A 17,568-nucleotide genomic window follows, 5' to 3' on the forward strand; every position below is an offset into this window, starting at 1 on the left:
ATGGAAGGCCGGGTGAAAGGCGACAGCGACTGGCTGTCGAGAGAGCACGGGGTCATGAAACCATCAGTGGTGGTAACGCTCCGCCACTTCCCGGGCCAGCTGGCGGATGCCGTTCCAGTCCTCGGCCTCGACCAGGGATTTCGGCGTCAACCAGGACCCCCCCACACACATCACGTTCGGAAGCGCCAGATAGTCTGCCGCATTGTCAAGATTGATGCCGCCGGTGGGGCAGAACCTCGCCTCGGGCAACGGGCCCGCGAAGGCCTTGAGTGCATTGACGCCACCACTGGCTTCGGCGGGGAAGAACTTGAAGCGACGGTAGCCAAACTGCCAGCCGGTCATCAGCTCGGAGACACTGGCCACCCCCGGCAGCATGGGTACCGGGCTCTCCACGCCATGGCGATAGAGCGCCTCGGTGGTGCCGGGGGTAACGATGAAGTCGGCCCCCACCTCCTCGGCCTGCCGGTACTGGGCCGGCGTCAGCACGGTACCCACGCCGATGCTGGCCTGAGGCAGCGCCTCCTTGATGCGTCGAATCGCCTCCAGGGCACAGTCGGTGCGCAGAGTGACCTCCAGCACGGAGAGACCACCTTCGAAGAGGGCGCGAGCCAGAGGCACGGCATCCTCGATACGCTCGATGGCCAGCACCGGGATGACCTCTGCCTTGAGGCAGATGCTGTCAAGCTCGGTAGTACGGGTCGAGGGAAGCTGCTTGTCGGGGGTCATGAAGGTATCTCCAAAGCTCAGGGGGCCCAGTAGGTCGCCAGCGGGCAGGCCAGGAAGGCGCGAATCGGTAGCTCACGGACGTTGTCGCCGGCCAGCGCTCGGGCCAGTACGGCCTGCTTGTCGCCACCGGTGATATGCAGAAAATGGCGGCGCGCTTGGTGCAGGCGACCGGCGCTCAGGGTGATGCGCGGCTGGGGCTGACTCGGCGTCCGCACGGCCACCGTGGTGGCATCGGTGCTCAGTGCCAGATCGAGCTCGCGGCTATCGGGAAACAGCGAGGCGGTGTGGCCGTCGCCCCCCATGCCGAGAATCACCACGCTGGCCGGCCAGGCCAGGGCCTCGATGCGTTCGGCCACGACCTCGGCCCCCTGCTCGGGGGTGGAGTGGTCACTGGTCAGGGGTACGAAGGTGGCCGCTGCCGCTGGGCCGCGCAACAGATGCTCACGCACCAGGCGTGCATTGCTGTCGTCGGCCGTCTCGGCCACCCAGCGCTCGTCGGCCAGGGTGACCTGGACCCGCTCCCAGGGCAGCCGGCAGGCGGCCAGCGCCGTGAAGAACGGTACCGGCGTCGAGCCACCGGAGACCACCAGTAGGGCGTGGTTATGTTGCTCAAGGTCGGCGCGCAGGGCCTCGGCCACCGCCTCGGCCAGCTGCCGGGCAAGCTGTTCACGGGGAGAAACGTTCGTCATGTTCAATAATCCTCATACTAACAACTGCGGCCATCCTGGGTGATCATGGCGGTCTCGAGAGAGTCGACAGCGGCCATCAGGAGCCGGCCGGGATGCCTCAATAGTCTTCATACCAGCTGCGGCCATCCTGAGTGATCATGGCGATGGAGGCTACGGGCCCCCAGGAGCCAGCCGGGTAACGGCGAGGTGGCTCGCCCCGGTCTTCCCAGGCAGCATTCAGGCTGTCACACCACCGCCAGGCATACTCCACCTCATCGCGACGCACGAAGAGATACTGCTGCCCCTTCATCACCTCCAGCAACAGTCGCTCATAGGCATCGGGGATACGCGTCTTGGGAAAGGCGCTGTTGAAATCCAGATGCAGGGGGCCACGCCGCAGGCGCATGCCCTTGTCCAGGCCACTGTCCTTGGTCAGCACCTCCAGGGCAATCCCCTCCTCGGGCTGCAGGCGGATCACCAGCTTGTTGGCGGCGAGATCACGCTGGTCCGGATCGAAGATATAGTGCGGCTGCTGGCGGAAGTGGATCACGATCTGCGAGAGCTTCTCGGGCATGCGCTTGCCGGTGCGCAGATAGAAGGGCACCCCGGCCCAGCGCCAGTTGGCAACGCCGGTCTTCATGGCCACGAAGGACTCGGTATGGCTCTCGGTATTGGCGCCCTCCTCCTCGAGGTAGCCGGGCACGCTCTTGCCGTCGATGGTGCCGGCGGTGTACTGGCCGCGCACCACGTCACGCCCCAGCATGTCGTCGGTGAACGGCTTGAGTGCCTTGAGCACCTTGACCTTCTCATCGCGGATGGCGTCGGCATCCAGGTTTGCCGGTGGATCCATGGCAATCAGGCAGACCAGCTGCAGCAGGTGGTTTTGGACCATGTCACGCAACTGACCGGCATCATCGAAGTAGCCCCAGCGCCCCTCGATACCGACCTGTTCGGCCACGGTGATCTCCACATGCGAGATATGGTTCTGGTTCCACTGGGTACCGAACAGGGGGTTGGCGAAACGCAGCGCGATCAGGTTCTGCACCGTCTCCTTGCCCAGATAGTGGTCGATGCGATAGATACGGGACTCGGGGAAGACGGCACCGATGGCATCGTTGATCTCGGCAGAAGAGGCCAGGTCGTAGCCGATCGGCTTCTCGACCACCACGCGCGATTCGTCATCGAGGCAGCCGGTGGACTCGAGGTGTCGGCAGATATCGCCGTAGATCCTGGCGGCCACCGAAAGATAGACCACCATCGGCCGCTCGGCACCCTGACGCCATTCATGGATGGCGGTGTAACCCTCGGGACGCGTGAAGTCGAGCTGCAGGAAATCGATACGCGCCAGAAAACGCTCCAGTGCCTTGCGATCAAGTTCCTCCGGCTTGACGCGGGCCTTCAGCGTCTTCTCGACCACCGCCCGAAAGCTGTCGCGGTCATGCTCCTGGCGAGCCAGCCCCAGCAGGCGAGTGGCGGGATCCAGCAGCCCCTCCCGCTCCAGGTGGAACAGCGACGGAAACAGCTTGCGTTGGGCCAGGTCGCCGAGAGCGCCGAACAGCGCCAGATCGATCTCGGCCCCAGTCGCTTGCCCGGCTCGGTTGTGTTGGCTCATCCCCACCCCCTTTCGTTAACTTACAAAAAAAATACGCACAAGACGCAGGAAAAGCAAGCCTCGATAGTAACCTTACAAACAAAAATGGCTTGCCGGCCACCTCTTGTGGCCTAAGCCCGGGAGGGCGAGCTAGGATAGTCACCACCATGTAGTTAAATCACCACATTTTCCACCATCGCGCCAACTCGCGGCCATGCGCCGCCCCAGCACGGAGAGCTCGCCCCCCCATGGCTCGTCACGACCTGATCGATCGCATCCGACAGCGCCTCGAGGAACTCAACCGCTCCGAACGCAAGGTCGCCGACGTGATTCTCGCCGACCCGGCGGCCGCTACCGGCATGAGCATCGCCACCCTCGCGCAGGCCGCATCCGTCAGCGAACCCACCGTCAATCGCTTCTGCCGCAGCTTCGACGCCAAGGGCTATCCGGACTTCAAGATCAAGCTGGCCCAGAGCCTGGCCAGGGGCACCCCCTACGTAAGCCAGGCGGTGGAGCCCGACGATAGCGCCGCCGACTACACCCAGAAGATCTTCGGAGCCACCATCGCCGCCCTGGACGCCGCCCGCCGCCAGACCGACGTCACCCGTATCGAGCGCGTGGTCGACTTTCTGATCCAGGCAAAACAGGTGCACTTCTTCGGCCTGGGCGCCTCGGGTGCCGTGGCCCAGGATGCTCAGCACAAGTTCTTTCGCTTCAACCTGCCGGTCACTGCCTATATCGACGTGCTGATGCAGCGCATGGTGGCCTCCACCTGTCATACCGGGGATGTGGTGGTGGTCATCTCATGGACCGGCCGCACCCGCGAACTGGTCGACATCGCCAGGCTGGCACGCGAGAACGGTGCCGTGGTGCTGGGCATCACCGCGCCGAACTCTCCGCTGGCCCGAGAGTGCAGCGAGACCCTGGAGGTCGCGACTCCCGAGGATACCGATTACTATATGCCCATGACCTCGAGGATGATCCAGCTGGCCCTGATCGATGTGCTGGCCACCGGGGTCACCCTGCGTCGCGGCGAGGACTTCCTCGGCCACCTCAAGAAGATCAAGGATAGTCTTCAGGATACCCGCTACCCCGGCAGCGACGACTGAGCCCCCACCGACACAACACCGCCTCGCCGAGCTTCGGCGAGGCGGTGTTGTCTCTGGCAGTAGAGCGTTGTCTCTGGCAGCAGTGGGTGGTCAGCAGAAAGGCTGCTGGCTTGCGTCCTACACGCCGGCGAAGGCCGCGTAGATCACCACCACCAGCACCACCAGCACGATTCCCACGGGTACGGCTCCCTTCCAGGGAGTCAGATCCACCGCCTGCACATCCTCATGCACCCAGGCGGTGTCACGTGGGCGCAGCTTGCCGATCAGCAGCATCATCGCGACCAGCAGCACAAAGACCAGGGTCACGAAATGGAACTCGTGCATGATCACGGGCAGCTTGTTGAAGGGCGGCACGAAGTAGCCGGCGGCGATCAACAGACAGCCCCCGATCAGCGCGATCTTGGCTGCCATGGGCGGGACCCGACGGGTAAGCAGCCCCACCAGCACCACCGCCAGGATGGGGATGAAGTAGATGGCATTCATCTTCTGCAGATAGCCGAACAGGCTCTCCTGCCCGGCGAGTAGCGGGGCGATGATCATGGTCACTACGGCCATGACCCAGCCGAACACCTTGCCCGACCTGACCACCTGCTCCTCGCTGGCCTCCTTGTTGAGCACCCCCTTGTAGATCCCCAGGCTGAAGATGGTGGTGGTGCTGTTGAGTGCCGAGTTGAACGACGAGAGGATGGCACCCACCATGACTGCGGCGAAGAAGCCCGTGAGGTACGGCGGCAGTACATTGAACACCAGCTGGCCATAGGCCTCGTCTGCGCGCACCCCCTGATCGGCGTAGAGGTGATAGGCGATGATCCCCGGCAACACCAGATAGAGCGGCCCCAGCAGCTTGAAGAACCCGGTCAGCAACACACCCTTCTGGCCCTCCGCGAGGTTCTTGGCCGCAAAGGTGCGCTGGATGATCTGCTGGTTGGTCGTCCAGTAAAACACATTGATCAGAAACACCCCGGTAAACAGGGTAAAGAAGGGTACCTGCTGCTCGGCACCCCCGATGGAGTTGAGCTTCTCCGGATCGCTGGCCTTGAGGATGTTCCAGCCCTCCAGCACGCCGCTGCCGTCACTGACCGCCTGCAGGCCAAAATAGACGATCACGAAACCACCGATCAGCAGTCCCACCCCGTTGAGGGTGTCGGAGACGGCAACGGTGCGCAGGCCGCCGAACAGCGCATAGACGGCGCCTATGATGCCCACGACCCAGACGGTCAGCCACAGCAGCACGGTGGGCGACTGAACGCCGGTGAGCCCCTGCAGATCGAGCATGCCCTGCAGTCCCATGGCCCCCGAGTAGAGGATGATGGGCAGCAGGATCACCGCATAGGCGATCAGGAAGATGATGTTGGTGATCAGCTGGGTGCCACGATCAAAGCGGATCTCGAGCAGCTGCGGCAGCGTCGCGATACCGCTTCTCAGGAAGCGAGGCAGAAAGAACAGGGCCAACGCCACCAGTGCAATGACGGCCACCACCTCCCAGGCCATCACGCTCAGGCCGTCGGTAAAGGCGGCGCCGTTGAGCCCCACCATCTGCTCGGTGGAAAGGTTGGTCATCAGCAGCGACCCCGCAATCAGCGGAAAGGTCAGGGTGCGGCCGGCCAGGAAGTAACCCTTGGTGCTTGAGTGATCGTCACTGCGCGTGATGCGCCAAGTGATAAAGGCGACCAATCCCGTGAAGAACAGGAAGGACGCCAGGGTGAGGGCATGCATGAGGGAGCCTCTCTTTTGTCGGTGTCGGGGCCCGACCACAACCGGCCGGAATGTCTGACATTAAGAATTGTCACGCCATTCTAGCCGGATATCCCTTCGTCAATATTCGACTTTGGTCAAAAAGAGGAGGATGTCTTTGTAAATCTTACCAAGCTGAGGGGTGCTAACACTCCGCGCCGGAGCGCGCCCCGCCAGGGGCGACACCCGGGCGCCAGGGCCGTCAGTAGCTGTAGTCGATCGAGGCCACGGCGGCGGTAACGGTGATCTCGACCTTGAGCTCATCGGCCGGCATCGGCGCACAGACGCAGGTACGTGCCGGGGCATGGCCGGCGGGAACCCAGGCGTCCCACACCGCGTTCATGGCAGCAAAGTCATGACCATCCTTGAGATAGATGGTGGCCGTCAGCAGACTCTCGCGATCACTGCCCACCTCCTTGAGCAGTGCATCCACACGGGCCAGCATGCTCTCGGTCTGTGCGGTGATGTCGCCATGGCGTGCCTCGGGGCCAGCTACCTGGCCGCACAGGTAAGCGATGCCGTTGTGGATAACGGCACGACTCATGCGTGCCTTGGTGTCGTAGCGATTAATCGTCATCGTTTTTCTCCTCGCTGTTGCATGAAAGGTGGAGACCAATTATCACCCCTGCGCCAGGTAGCGTCGATGGCACACTTGCATGCCGTTCGCTGACCAGCTTGTAATCTCTTACGTCGTGAAAACCCTGGTGGCCGCTTCTCGGTGCATCGTAACAGCACGAGTATTATCGCCACACTACTCTCCAATATCCTGCCCCTCAGTGCCCCCCCCCTTAATTCAAGCGACAACCAAGGGCGAACACCCATAAGCAAAGACAGGCGCCAGACGTAAAAAGCCTGCGGCTACTGCCGCAGGCAAACATCGAAACAGCTAAGTATCCTAAAGTGAGATGCCGGCCGCTACCGAAGCAAAGCCAATCAGAACCAGACTTCGGTCTGCACGCCGAAAGTCCACTGGCTGCCGTTGAATTCGCCACTGCCGAAAGCATCATCAGCACTGTAGTCATTCAGCTCTTCGTCCCAGTCGCTCCAAGATGCAAACAGGCGGATCTCTGGGCGCTGCCAGAAGCCGTCTACCTGGGACTTGAAGGTCGGGGCGACAGTGAGTTTAGTGTAGTCCCCATCGACAGTAGTGCGACCGTCGAAGCCTTGGGGGGCGAGGTCAATCCACTGGTAGCTAGCCTCGTATTGCATCTCGAAGTTCTGCGTCAGTTCATTGGCCAGTCGCAAGTTGAAGGTTGCCCAGTCGTACTGGTCGCCGTCGACGTAGCGGTCTTCGCTGGTCTCAGCAAGAACCGCCGGAGCCACACGCCACTTGGGGGCTAGATAGGTGGTGCCATAGAGGGCAAGACGGGTCGTAGTGGCGTTGTCCGTCAGGTTGCCATCGGAACCGAGCCCTTTCACTTCCCCCCCCAGACCCTGGCCGTGCAGCACGGCGACCTTGAAATTGCCCTCGTTGATCCCTAAGAAGCTATCGCCGTGGTAGGCCACCATGGTATGGAAGCCATTCTCGGCAGCCTCTTGGCCTGGGCCAATATCGCGCTCCTCGTTATCGGCGGCGGACATGCCGTTGAGCATCCACTGCCAATTGCCGAAGTAGTTGTTAGAGGTAAGGATCAGGTTGTCGGTATCGCCGCTGTCATCGCCTGGAGACTCCCGTGTCACGGGAAATTCACTGAAGCTGCGACCATAGAGCGAGAGGTTGGATTTCCAACTTTCGGCCAGCTGCATGTCGTAGATACCGCCGCCGGTACCGGCCAGAAAGACGATGTCGCTGTCGAGCCAGTGAATATCGAAGTTGTCGCGATCGAAGCGCTTGCCGGCCCAGATAGCGGAGTTTTCGAAGGCGCCGGTGAAGCTCGGCAGGTCGCTGAACTCGGCGTAGACTTGGCGCACGTTGAGGTTTGACTCATCGGCGGTCCAGTCGTTGCTGGTGGTGGTACCGTCGGCGATCATTGTGCGGTAGTGCGCCTTGGCGCCGTTGTCGAAGCGTATCTTATAGTTGAAGATCGCCTCGGCGTAGGTGTCCGGCTCGTTGCCCAGGCGTCCCACGGCCCCACCCTGGGATCCGGCCGGGGTCAGATAGGGGCCTCCCTCGGCACTTTTGCCATCCTCGCCAATCAGCAGGCCTGAGCGGGCGTAGACATTGAAGGTAAAGCCCTGCTCGCCGCTGGCTTGGCGTTCGACTCTAGCTAGTCGTTCCTCAATCGCCTCCTGTGAGATTCCCTCCTCGGCCTGCTGCTCGGCTAGATTGGCGCGCTGCTCGGCGGCAGAGATGCGCGCTTCTAGCTCGGCCAGGCGTTGCTCGAGGTCACTGGCTTGGGCTTTGACAGTGCCGGCCAGAATAAAGCCGGCAGCGGCAATGGCGATAGTGAGAGGATTCTTGAGCGTAACAGCGTGCATTGTCATTCTCGTCCTTTGTTATTGTCGAGACGTGGCATCTCGAAGCCAGGATGCCCGGGGTACCGGAGACGGACCGGCGCGGAAGATCACCACAAAACTTAATCGTTACAGATACCAATCGCAAAATGAATCTTGTAATATTACTACTTATGTCTAATGATCTTGCACGCTGACGGAACAAGCACGTAACTTATTTACAAAGCTGCACGATCCTGACATACCCTGCGTCGTTTGACCGCCCACGAGGCCTCGCGATGAGTAGCGATATTCCCCCGCACATGCTGGGCATGATGCACCTGCATGAGCGCCCCGAACTGTAGGCACTCGAGCGGCTGGCCGACTGGCTCGAGGCTCGCCTAGATCAGGGTCTCAACTGGTTCGATCACGCCGACATCTACGGTGGCCAAGGCAAGAACGAGCGGCTATTCGGTGAGGCAATACGCTGCCGTCCCGGCCTGGCCCGGCGAGTTCGGGTGACCACCAAGGCCCGCACCCGGATGGACCGGGGTGATACCAAGCACTACGACAGCTCGCCAGCGTGGCTGGCCGGTGCCATCGACCGCGCCCTGACGCGGCTGGGCGTCGAGCGTCTCGACGCCTTCCTAATTCACCGCCCTGACCCGTTGATGGAGACCGAGGCCACCGCCCGGGTGCTGGACGATGCCGTGCGCGACGGCAAAGTCGCCTCGCTGGGAGTCTCCAACTTCATGCCCGAGCAGTGGCGCCGCCTGCAGGAAGCACTGTCAAAACCGTTGATGTATCACCAGCTGCAGCTATCTCTCACCAATTCGGCCCCGCTGCTCAACGGCCACTTCGATGCTCTGTGCTGAGACGGCCTTTTGCCCCTCGCTTGGTCGCCTCTGGATGGCGGCGCGCTGTTCGAGGGTAGCGCCGGTCAGACCCTGAATCGCCTGGCCGATCCCATGGCGTCAGCCCTGCCGGTATCGCCTTGGCTTGGCTGCGTTGCCTGCCGGGGGCGCCGGTACCAGTGATTGGCACCCTCGACCCGTCGCGGATCACAACCCTGCAGGAGGATACACGGCTGTCCCTGCCACGACTGGATTGGTACGCCCTGCTGGAGGCAGCCCGCGGCCACGAGGTCGCCTGACGGCCAGAGACTGCGACCAAAGTCGCGGTTGAAACCCAGTTTAAGCGGCAGCTATTTTGTAATTACGATCTTAATCGTTTAAGACAACCAAAGACACCCGAGCGCACTGCCTGCAAGCGACACATCTCGACGAACTCTCCCTGGAACAGCGACAACAACAAGTCACGAGGAAAGCTACATGCTCAAGAAGACTCTGATCTCCGCCATCGCTCTGGCCGGCGCTGCCACGGGCGGCAGCCAAGCTGCGGAACTAACAATTTCCTGCGGAGCGGTGGGCGCCGAGCTTGCCATGTGCGAGCAGGGCATCCAGGCTTGGGAAGAGAAAACGGGCCACACCGTCAACATTGTCTCCACCCCGAACTCCTCCACCGAGCGGCTGTCGCTCTATCAGCAGATCCTCTCCGCCCAGTCCAGCGACATTGATGTAATGCAGATCGACGTGGTCTGGCCGGGCCTGCTGGCGAACCATCTGCTCGACCTGCGCGAAGTCCTCGGAAAGGACGTCGCCGCCGATCATTTCGAGACCATCGTCGCCAACAACACCGTCGACGACCGGCTGGTGGCCATGCCCTGGTTCACCGACGCCGGCGTGCTCTACTACCGCAAGGACCTGCTCGAGCAATATGGCCATGAGGCGCCCGAGACCTGGGAAGAGATGACCGCCGTGGCGGAGGATATCCAGGACGCCGAGCGCGCCGCCGGCAACGACAAGATGTGGGGCTATGTCTTCCAGGGCCGCGCCTACGAAGGGCTGACCTCCAACGCCCTGGAATGGATGGCGAGCAATGGCGGCGGCACTATCGTCGATGCCGAGGGCGAGATCACCATCGACAATGACAAGGCCGCCCAGGCGCTGGACCTGGCGGCAAGCTGGATCGGCGACATCTCGCCGGAAGGGGCCCTCAACTACACCGAGGAAGAGGCCCGCGGGGTCTTCCAGTCCGGCAATGCGGTCTTCATGCGCAACTGGCCCTACGCCTGGCCGCTGGCCCAGAGCGAGGACAGCGACGTGGCCGGCAAGGTCGGCGTGGTCAAGCTGCCCCATGGTGCCGAAGGGGAAAGCGCCGCGACCCTGGGAGGCTGGAACCTGGCGGTCTCCAAGTACACCGAATCCCCGGAGGTCGCCGCCGACCTGGTGGCCTTCCTGACCGGCGAGGCCGAACAGAAGCGTCGCGCCATCGAAGGTGCCTACAACCCGACCATCGCCAGCCTCTATCAAGACGAGGAAGTCCTGGCGGCCGTGCCCTTCTTCGGCACCCTCTACGACACCTTCACCAATGCCGTGGCGCGACCCTCCGCTCCCACCGGCGACAACTACGGCCGGGTCAGCAACAGCTTCTTCAATGCCACCCACAGCGTGCTGTCCGGTGACCTGACCGGCGCCGAGGCGGTTTCCCAGCTGGATAGCGAACTGTCGCGCATCAAGCGCCGTCGCTGGTAACCGGAGGTCGACATGTCCACTTCTGCAACCGACAGCGCCTCCGCCGTGGGGCGCTCTTCCAAGGCGGGCTATCGGGGCACCAAGGTGCGTCGCCAGCGCGTTCGTGCCGCCTGGCTGTTCCTGATCCCGATGCTGATCACCCTGGCGATGGTGGCCGGCTGGCCGCTGGCGCGGACCTTCTACTTCAGCTTCACCGACGCCTCGCTGTCGGACACCGCCGGCGCCGCCTGGATCGGCATCGAGAACTACCTGGTCTTCGATGATGGCGACTGGTACGGCATCCTCACCGATCCGGTGTGGTGGCAGTCGGTATGGAACACCCTCTACTTCAGCGTGGTATCGGTGTCGCTGGAGGTGATCTTCGGCATCATCGTCGCCCTGCTGCTCAACGCCGAATTCAAGGGGCGCATGCTGGTGCGCGCCGCGGTGCTGATTCCCTGGGCCATCCCCACCATCGTCTCGGCCAAGATGTGGGCCTGGATGCTCAATGACCAGTTCGGGATCATCAACCATCTGCTGATGACCCTGGGCCTGATCGATGCCCCCCTGGCCTGGACCGCCGACGCCGACCTGTCGATGTGGGCGGTGATCATGGTCGATGTCTGGAAGACCATTCCCTTCGTCGCCCTGCTGGTACTGGCCGCCCTGCAGATGCTGCCCAAGGACTGCTATGAGGCCGCCGAGGTGGACGGCATCCATCCGGTCAAGGTGTTCTTCCGCGTCACCCTGCCGCTGATCACCCCGGCCCTGCTGGTCGCCGTGATCTTCCGTCTGCTCGATGCTCTGCGCGTGTTCGACGTCATCTACGTGCTGACCTCGAACTCCACCAACACCATGACCATGTCGATATACGCTCGCCAGCAGCTGGTCGAGTTCCAGGACGTGGGCTACGGCAGTGCCGCCTCGACCCTGCTGTTCCTGATCATCGCGCTGGTGACCATCCTCTATCTGTACCTGGGCCGCCGCCAGCTGGGAGTCGACGAATGAACCGATATCAGCAGATCAAGCTCGCCAAGCAGATCGGTAAATGGGCCCTGATCGCCGTGATCATGGTCTACGCCATCTTCCCCTTCTACTACGCCGTGATCACCTCGCTGAAGCCCTCCAGCGAGCTGTTCCAAGTCGATTATTGGCTGTCCTCGGTGGACTTCGGCAACTATGCGCAGATCTTCTCCCAGAAGAGCTTCGTGCAGGCCATCGGCAACTCGATCCTGGTCGCCATCAGCGTGGTGTTCATCGCCCTGCTGCTCGGCATCACCGCTTCCTACGCACTGGGCCGGGTCCGCTTTCGCGGCCGCACCACCGTGATGCTGGTGGTCCTCGGTGTCTCCATGTTCCCCCAGGTCGCGGTGCTCTCCGGGTTGTTCGAGGTCATCCGCACCCTGAACCTGTACAACAGCCCCGGCGGCCTGATCCTCAGCTACACCATCTTCACCCTGCCGTTCACCGTCTGGGTGCTGACCACCTTCATGCGTCAGCTGCCGATGGAGCTCGAGGAAGCCGCCATCATGGACGGCGCCACCCCCTGGGTGACCATCACCAAGGTATTCCTGCCGCTGATGTGGCCGGCCATGGCCACCACCGGCCTGCTAGCCTTCATCGCCGCCTGGAACGAGTTCCTGTTCGCCCTGACCTTCACCCTCACCGACAGCGAGCGCACCGTGCCGGTGGCCATCGCCCTGATCTCCGGCGGTAGCCAGCACGAGCTGCCCTGGGGGCCGATCATGGCCGCCTCGGTCACCGTCACCGTGCCGCTGGTGATCCTGGTGATGATCTTCCAGCGTCGCATCGTCTCTGGCCTCACCGCCGGCGCCGTCAAGGGATAAGCTTCATGTCATCAATGGAATCCAAGATGCAAAAAACGACTTTCTGGTGGCGCGGTGGCGTCATCTATCAGATCTATCCGCGCAGCTTCATGGACAGCAACGGCGATGGCATCGGCGACCTGCCGGGCATCACCGAGAAGCTCGACTATGTGGCCTCGCTGGGCGTCGACGGCATCTGGCTGTCGCCCTTCTTCACCTCGCCGATGCTCGACTTCGGCTACGACATCAGTGACTACCGCGATGTCGACCCGATGTTCGGCACCCTCGACGACTTCAAGACCCTGCTGGGTCGCGCCCATGCGTTGGGCCTGAAGGTGATGATCGACCAGGTGATCAGCCATACCTCCGATCAGCATCCCTGGTTCCAGGAGAGCCGCCAGGACCGCACCAATGACAAGGCCGACTGGTTCGTGTGGGCGGACCCCAAGCCCGACGGCACGCCGCCCAACAACTGGCTGTCGATCTTCGGCGGCTCGGCCTGGACCTTCGATTCGCGCCGTCAGCAGTACTACCTGCACAACTTCCTGAAAAGCCAGCCGGACGTGAACTTCCACCATCCCGAGGCAAGGAAGGCTCAGCTCGACAACATGCGCTTCTGGCTCGAGCTCGGCGTCGACGGCTTCCGTCTCGACACCGTCAACTTTTACTTCCATGATCCTGAGCTTCGCGACAACCCGCCGGTGCCGGCGGGCGAGGCCAAGACCCTGGGGGCCCCGGTCACCAACCCCTACACCTGGCAGCGCCACGTCTACGACCTGAGCCGCCCGGAGAACCTGGACTTCCTCAAGGAGCTGCGCGCCCTGATGGACGAGTTCCCCGGCACCACCACGGTAGGCGAGATCGGCGACGACAAGCCGCTGGAGCGCATGGCCGAATACACCGCGGGCGGCGACAAGCTGCACATGGCCTACGGCTTCGACCTGCTGAACGAACCGCATTCGGCCGGCTATATCCGCGAGGTGATCGAACGCTTCCAGCGCCTGGCCGGCGATGCCTGGCCCTGCTGGGCTCTGTCCAACCACGACGTGGTGCGCAGTGCAACCCGCTGGGGCGCCGATGAGGACCCGGTCGCCTACCCCAAGGTGGCTCTTTCCATGGTGCTGTCGCTGCGCGGCAGCGTCTGCCTCTATCAGGGCGAGGAGCTCGGCCTGCCGGAAGCCGAGGTGCCCTTCGAGCGCATCCAGGACCCCTACGGCAAGGTGCTGTGGCCGGAGTTCAAGGGTCGCGATGGCTGTCGTACACCGATGCCCTGGATCCAGGGCGAGCGGGGCGGTTTCTCTCCCGTCGAGCCCTGGCTGCCGGTCGACGAGCGCCATCTCCCGCTCGCCGTCGACAACCAGCAGGACGACGCCGACTCGGTACTGGCCGCCACCCGCGCCATGCTGGCCTTCCGGCGCCAGCATCCGGCCCTGATCGACGGTGATCTCAGCCTGGTTGAGGTCGGCGAGGACCTGCTCGGCTTCATCCGTGAGGCCGATGCCAACCGGGGGGGCGAACGGCTGCTGTGCGTCTTTAACCTGACCGGCGAGTCCAGGGAGACCGCTCTGCCGGCGTCCCTTGGCGAGCGCACGCAACTGCTCGACGGACCCGGCTTCCTCGCGAGCCTCAAGGCCTCGCAGCTGGTCCTTCCGGCCTATCAGGCCGCCTTTATCTCGCTCGATTAACCCCCTATCACATGCCGGCGCCTAGGGCGCCGGCAGGGAGTCGCAAGATGGCAAGCGTGAACCTCTCAAAGATCAACAAGGTCTTCGGCAGCACCCATATCATCAAGGATCTCGATCTCGAGGTCGGTGATGGCGAGTTCGTGGTCTTCGTCGGCCCCTCGGGCTGCGGCAAGTCGACCCTGTTGCGCCTGATCGCCGGGCTGGAATCGATCACCAACGGCGACATGCACTTCGCCAACGACCTGGTCAATGACCTGCCGCCCCGCGAGCGCGGCGTCGGCATGGTCTTCCAGTCCTACGCCCTCTACCCGCACATGACGGTCTACGAGAACATGGCCTTCGGCCTGAAGCTTGCCAAGACCGACAAGCAGAGCATCGAGCAGCGGGTGATGGACACCGCGCGCATCCTGCAGCTCGAGGAGCTGCTGCACAGAAAGCCCAAAGAACTCTCCGGCGGCCAGCGCCAGCGGGTCGCCATGGGCCGTGCCATGGCCCGGGAGCCGCGCATCCTGCTGTTCGACGAGCCGCTCTCCAACCTGGATGCCTCGCTGCGCGTTCAGATGCGCAACGAGATCGCCCGCCTGCACCATCGCCTCGGCTCGACCATGATCTACGTCACCCACGATCAGGTCGAAGCCATGACGCTGGCCGACAAGATCGTGGTGCTGCGCGACGGCCGCATCGAGCAGGTCGGCAGCCCCCAGACCCTCTACCAGCAGCCCGCCACCCGGTTCGTCGCCGGTTTCATCGGCTCGCCGACCATGAACTTCATGCCGGTCCAGCTGCTCGGTGCCGAAGCCGAGACCTGTCGGGTCAAAGCCGCGGGCCTGGGTGAACTGCCCCTGCCTCAGGACGCCAGCGGTCAGCCTCGTGGTGACGAGCTGACTCTCGGCGTTCGCCCCGAGCACCTGGCCCTGGCCGAGCCCCGCGGCGACAACCGTTTCGAGATCGTCAACGTCGAGTACCTGGGCAACGAGGTCTATGTCTATCTCGAGCCCAAGGCCGGCGAGGCTCTGCTGATCCACCGCAGCGAGGCCCCGAGCCAATGGCAGGTCGGCCAGGAGGTGGCGCTCGTACCGGAGCTTGAGCACGTGCACCTGTTCGATGCAGACGACCGGGCCCTGCCCCTCGCCAAGGCCACCGCGGCCGCCTGAAGGCCAGCGGACACCTCGACAGCATCCTCCCGTCCCCGACCGTCAGGTCGGCGACGGGGGTCCTGTTAACCGCTGGCCTGCAACGGTATAATCACGCCGAGATATCATCATCATGGATTCGCCTGTGCCACCCGCCCCTCCCCGCATCACCCTCAAGGACCTGGCCCGGGAGCTCGGCGTGTCCACGGCCAGCATCTCCAACGCCTTCAATCGCCCCGACCAGCTCTCGCCCAAGCTTCGCGAGCGCATCCTAAGTGAGGCGCGGCGACTCGGCTACTCGGGCCCCGATGCCAAGGCACGCAGCCTGCGCACCGGCCGCTCACGGATCATCGCCGTGGTGCTCGCCGAGACACTGACCTACAGCCTCAATGACGCCGTGGCCAGCGAGCTGCTGGCCGGCATCGCCGAAGTGCTCGACGCCCATGGCCACACCCTGCTGCTGCTCTCCGGCCGTCAGCATGTCTCACAGGTTCCCGGCGCCGCCAACATGGCCGACGGCTACATCATCTACGGCCTCATGCCGAGCCCGACGATGCTCGAGGGGCTGCCCGTCCAGCGCCCGATGATCTCGGTCGACTTCGATATCGCCGGGCATCCCAAGGTGCATGTCGACAACGCCCCGGCCTGCCATGCCATCGCGACTCATGCCCTGGCCGATCCGCCAAGGCGCCCCGGCATCATCAACCTGCGCCTCACCGAGACCGCCTGCAACGGCCCCGTCACCGCCGACCACACCCTGCTGGGTGCCGATCAGACCATCACCCGCTCGCGGCTGTCCGGCTTCCACCGCGCCCTCGAGGAGCACGGCTTCGATCCGGCGACGGTGCCGATGTGGAACATCGAGGAGAACACCTTCGAGGTCTGCGCCCCGGTGATCGAGGCGATCCTCGATGCGCCCGACGACGAACGACCGGACCTGCTGTTGTGCATGTCCGACCGCATCGCCCTGACCGTCGTGACGCTCGCCGAGCAACGCGACCTGCGAGTACCCGAGGACCTTCGCATCACCGGCTTCGACGGTATCGCCGAAGGCCAGTACCGGGCGCCACGCCTGACCACCGTGCGTCAGGACAGCGCCGAGAAGGGCCGCATCGCCGCCCGCATGATCCTCGGTCTCAGCCCCCGCGAGGATCGCCTGCTCGGCACCGAACTAATTATCGGACAAAGCTGTCCGTGACCCGAAACCATGACGCCCCGGGCCGAACCGGCACCGGGGCGTCATGGTCACAGGACAATCGCTAGGAGATCAGCGCAGCAGCAGCACCGGCCCTCGGGCATTACGCAGCATGGCGGTGGTGGTGCTGCCCACCAGCAGGTGGCGAATGCGCGAGTGGCCATAGGCCCCCATCACCAGCAGGTCGATGTTGTGCTCCTGCTTGTAGGCGCGCAGGGTCGCCTCCACCTCGCCGGCGCGGATGGCGCCCTCGGCCTCGTGACCGGCCTCGCGCAGGGTCGAGAGCGCCCAATCGAGCTGCGAGCGGTTGTCGCCGGTCTCGGCGCCGACGATCACCACGTGCACCGGGACGCCGTCGAACAGCGGGCTTCGGGCCAGCATCTCGACGCCCTTGCGGGTGGTCTTGCTGCCATCGAAGGCGAGCAGCACCCTTTCGGGACGACGGAAGGTATCCGGCACCATCAGGATCGGCCGATGCAGGGTGCGCACCACTCGCTCCAGGTTGGAGCCCAGATGGCCGCTGTCCTGGTGGGCGGTCTCACCGCGCTTGCCCACCACCAGCAGACGGATCTCCTCCTGAAGCTCCTCCAGGGTCTCCACCAGGGTACCGTTGCGCTGGCGAACGGCGGGATCATCGACACCGCGCTCGACAGCACGCTCCCTGGCCGCCTTGAGCATCAGCCGCCCCTGTTCCTGGGCCACCTTGGCGCGCTTCTCATCCAGCTGGGCCAGCTCCTCCAGCAGATGCTCCCGAGCGCCCAGGCCGAGGTTGCCGGACAGGTCCGTCTCGGCGGTCTGGGGGTGGTTGTCATTCACATGCAGGAAGGTCAGCGGAGCCCCCAGCGCCTGGCTGGCCCAGGCGGCGTAGTCGCACACTCCCTCGGAGAACTTCGAGCCGTCAATGGCGGCCATCACCTGTTCTGTCATCGTCTTGTCCTGAAGCTGGCGTTGGTAT

Annotated in this window: 16 protein-coding genes; 9 read left to right on the plus strand and 7 right to left on the minus strand. The window is 63.6% G+C overall.

The genetic code is table 11. From position 1 onward, the window contains the following. Positions 1-63: 63 nt before the first annotated feature. The 3 genes from Q0894_RS10570 to zwf all read right to left on the minus strand — a co-directional run bounded on the left by Q0894_RS10570 (position 64) and on the right by zwf (position 3,006). Positions 64-726 (minus strand): bifunctional 4-hydroxy-2-oxoglutarate aldolase/2-dehydro-3-deoxy-phosphogluconate aldolase, encoded by a 663-nt coding sequence (locus Q0894_RS10570; RefSeq protein ID WP_299234913.1) that lies wholly within the window; start codon positions 724-726, stop codon positions 64-66. 17 nt (positions 727-743) lie between these two features. Further along, positions 744-1,415 carry a 6-phosphogluconolactonase gene (pgl, locus tag Q0894_RS10575; RefSeq protein ID WP_299234916.1) on the minus strand — a complete coding sequence of 224 codons (672 nt, stop codon included), beginning with the start codon at positions 1,413-1,415 and terminating at the stop codon, positions 744-746. 97 nt (positions 1,416-1,512) lie between these two features. Next, positions 1,513-3,006, minus strand: a complete 1,494-nt coding sequence (gene zwf, locus Q0894_RS10580) for a glucose-6-phosphate dehydrogenase (protein ID WP_299234919.1) — start codon at positions 3,004-3,006, stop codon at positions 1,513-1,515. Positions 3,007-3,233: 227 nt separating this feature from the next. Between zwf and Q0894_RS10585 the strand changes: the two genes are divergently transcribed. Further along, on the plus strand, positions 3,234-4,094 hold the full coding sequence (locus tag Q0894_RS10585) for a MurR/RpiR family transcriptional regulator (protein WP_161423410.1): 861 nt from the start codon (positions 3,234-3,236) through the stop codon (positions 4,092-4,094). Positions 4,095-4,211: 117 nt separating this feature from the next. On the opposite strand, the gene Q0894_RS10590 is transcribed toward Q0894_RS10585, so the two are convergent. The 3 genes from Q0894_RS10590 to Q0894_RS10600 form a co-directional block, all read right to left on the minus strand. Continuing rightward, the gene (locus Q0894_RS10590) at positions 4,212-5,810 is read right to left on the minus strand and encodes a solute:sodium symporter family transporter (RefSeq protein ID WP_299234926.1); all 1,599 of its coding nucleotides are present in this window, start codon (positions 5,808-5,810) and stop codon (positions 4,212-4,214) included. A 220-nt stretch (positions 5,811-6,030) separates the two neighbouring features. Then, complete coding sequence (locus Q0894_RS10595; RefSeq protein ID WP_161423412.1) at positions 6,031-6,405, minus strand: RidA family protein; 375 nt, start codon at positions 6,403-6,405, stop codon at positions 6,031-6,033. 356 nt (positions 6,406-6,761) lie between these two features. Next, a complete protein-coding gene (locus Q0894_RS10600; RefSeq protein ID WP_299234931.1) occupies positions 6,762-8,246 on the minus strand; it encodes a carbohydrate porin in 1,485 nt (494 codons plus the stop codon). A 392-nt stretch (positions 8,247-8,638) separates the two neighbouring features. Here Q0894_RS10600 and Q0894_RS15750 point away from each other — a divergent pair, with 392 nt between their 5' ends. The 8 genes from Q0894_RS15750 to Q0894_RS10635 all read left to right on the plus strand — a co-directional run bounded on the left by Q0894_RS15750 (position 8,639) and on the right by Q0894_RS10635 (position 16,616). After that, the gene (locus tag Q0894_RS15750) at positions 8,639-9,076 is read left to right on the plus strand and encodes an aldo/keto reductase (RefSeq protein ID WP_366131004.1); all 438 of its coding nucleotides are present in this window, start codon (positions 8,639-8,641) and stop codon (positions 9,074-9,076) included. A 119-nt stretch (positions 9,077-9,195) separates the two neighbouring features. After that, the gene (locus Q0894_RS15755) at positions 9,196-9,354 is read left to right on the plus strand and encodes a hypothetical protein (protein ID WP_366131001.1); all 159 of its coding nucleotides are present in this window, start codon (positions 9,196-9,198) and stop codon (positions 9,352-9,354) included. Positions 9,355-9,532: 178 nt separating this feature from the next. Beyond that, the gene (locus Q0894_RS10610) at positions 9,533-10,795 is read left to right on the plus strand and encodes an ABC transporter substrate-binding protein (protein ID WP_299234935.1); all 1,263 of its coding nucleotides are present in this window, start codon (positions 9,533-9,535) and stop codon (positions 10,793-10,795) included. A gap of 12 nt (positions 10,796-10,807) precedes the next feature. Then, positions 10,808-11,782 carry a sugar ABC transporter permease gene (locus Q0894_RS10615; RefSeq protein WP_299234938.1) on the plus strand — a complete coding sequence of 325 codons (975 nt, stop codon included), beginning with the start codon at positions 10,808-10,810 and terminating at the stop codon, positions 11,780-11,782. Next, positions 11,779-12,621 carry a carbohydrate ABC transporter permease gene (locus tag Q0894_RS10620; protein WP_299234941.1) on the plus strand — a complete coding sequence of 281 codons (843 nt, stop codon included), beginning with the start codon at positions 11,779-11,781 and terminating at the stop codon, positions 12,619-12,621. The genes Q0894_RS10615 and Q0894_RS10620 overlap by 4 nt, the downstream gene beginning before the upstream one ends. A 26-nt stretch (positions 12,622-12,647) precedes the next feature. Continuing rightward, on the plus strand, positions 12,648-14,285 hold the full coding sequence (locus Q0894_RS10625; RefSeq protein ID WP_299234944.1) for an alpha-glucosidase: 1,638 nt from the start codon (positions 12,648-12,650) through the stop codon (positions 14,283-14,285). A 47-nt stretch (positions 14,286-14,332) separates the two neighbouring features. Beyond that, entirely contained in the window at positions 14,333-15,439 is a 1,107-nt protein-coding gene (gene ugpC / locus Q0894_RS10630; RefSeq protein WP_299234947.1) for a sn-glycerol-3-phosphate ABC transporter ATP-binding protein UgpC, read from the plus strand. A gap of 112 nt (positions 15,440-15,551) precedes the next feature. Then, on the plus strand, positions 15,552-16,616 hold the full coding sequence (locus tag Q0894_RS10635; protein WP_299234950.1) for a LacI family DNA-binding transcriptional regulator: 1,065 nt from the start codon (positions 15,552-15,554) through the stop codon (positions 16,614-16,616). Positions 16,617-16,685: 69 nt separating this feature from the next. Here the strand turns inward: Q0894_RS10635 and Q0894_RS10640 are convergent, their stop codons facing one another. Next, positions 16,686-17,540 carry a universal stress protein gene (locus Q0894_RS10640; protein WP_132043004.1) on the minus strand — a complete coding sequence of 285 codons (855 nt, stop codon included), beginning with the start codon at positions 17,538-17,540 and terminating at the stop codon, positions 16,686-16,688. Between the last annotated feature and the right edge of the window lie 28 nt (positions 17,541-17,568).

This window comes from uncultured Halomonas sp., from assembly GCF_947501415.1.
Lineage (GTDB): Bacteria > Pseudomonadota > Gammaproteobacteria > Pseudomonadales > Halomonadaceae > Halomonas.

What these genes read in the sequence shown, in the direction of transcription:
- Q0894_RS10570 (WP_299234913.1), bottom strand. Translation starts at nt 726, where the DNA reads ATGACCCCCGACAAGCAGCTTCCCTCGACCCGTACTACCGAGCTTGAC.
- pgl (WP_299234916.1), bottom strand. Translation starts at nt 1,415, where the DNA reads ATGACGAACGTTTCTCCCCGTGAACAGCTTGCCCGGCAGCTGGCCGAG.
- zwf (WP_299234919.1), bottom strand. Translation starts at nt 3,006, where the DNA reads ATGAGCCAACACAACCGAGCCGGGCAAGCGACTGGGGCCGAGATCGAT.
- Q0894_RS10585 (WP_161423410.1), top strand. Translation starts at nt 3,234, where the DNA reads ATGGCTCGTCACGACCTGATCGATCGCATCCGACAGCGCCTCGAGGAA.
- Q0894_RS10590 (WP_299234926.1), bottom strand. Translation starts at nt 5,810, where the DNA reads ATGCATGCCCTCACCCTGGCGTCCTTCCTGTTCTTCACGGGATTGGTC.
- Q0894_RS10595 (WP_161423412.1), bottom strand. Translation starts at nt 6,405, where the DNA reads ATGACGATTAATCGCTACGACACCAAGGCACGCATGAGTCGTGCCGTT.
- Q0894_RS10600 (WP_299234931.1), bottom strand. Translation starts at nt 8,246, where the DNA reads ATGCACGCTGTTACGCTCAAGAATCCTCTCACTATCGCCATTGCCGCT.
- Q0894_RS10610 (WP_299234935.1), top strand. Translation starts at nt 9,533, where the DNA reads ATGCTCAAGAAGACTCTGATCTCCGCCATCGCTCTGGCCGGCGCTGCC.
- Q0894_RS10615 (WP_299234938.1), top strand. Translation starts at nt 10,808, where the DNA reads ATGTCCACTTCTGCAACCGACAGCGCCTCCGCCGTGGGGCGCTCTTCC.
- Q0894_RS10620 (WP_299234941.1), top strand. Translation starts at nt 11,779, where the DNA reads ATGAACCGATATCAGCAGATCAAGCTCGCCAAGCAGATCGGTAAATGG.
- Q0894_RS10625 (WP_299234944.1), top strand. Translation starts at nt 12,648, where the DNA reads ATGCAAAAAACGACTTTCTGGTGGCGCGGTGGCGTCATCTATCAGATC.
- ugpC (WP_299234947.1), top strand. Translation starts at nt 14,333, where the DNA reads ATGGCAAGCGTGAACCTCTCAAAGATCAACAAGGTCTTCGGCAGCACC.
- Q0894_RS10635 (WP_299234950.1), top strand. Translation starts at nt 15,552, where the DNA reads ATGGATTCGCCTGTGCCACCCGCCCCTCCCCGCATCACCCTCAAGGAC.
- Q0894_RS10640 (WP_132043004.1), bottom strand. Translation starts at nt 17,540, where the DNA reads ATGACAGAACAGGTGATGGCCGCCATTGACGGCTCGAAGTTCTCCGAG.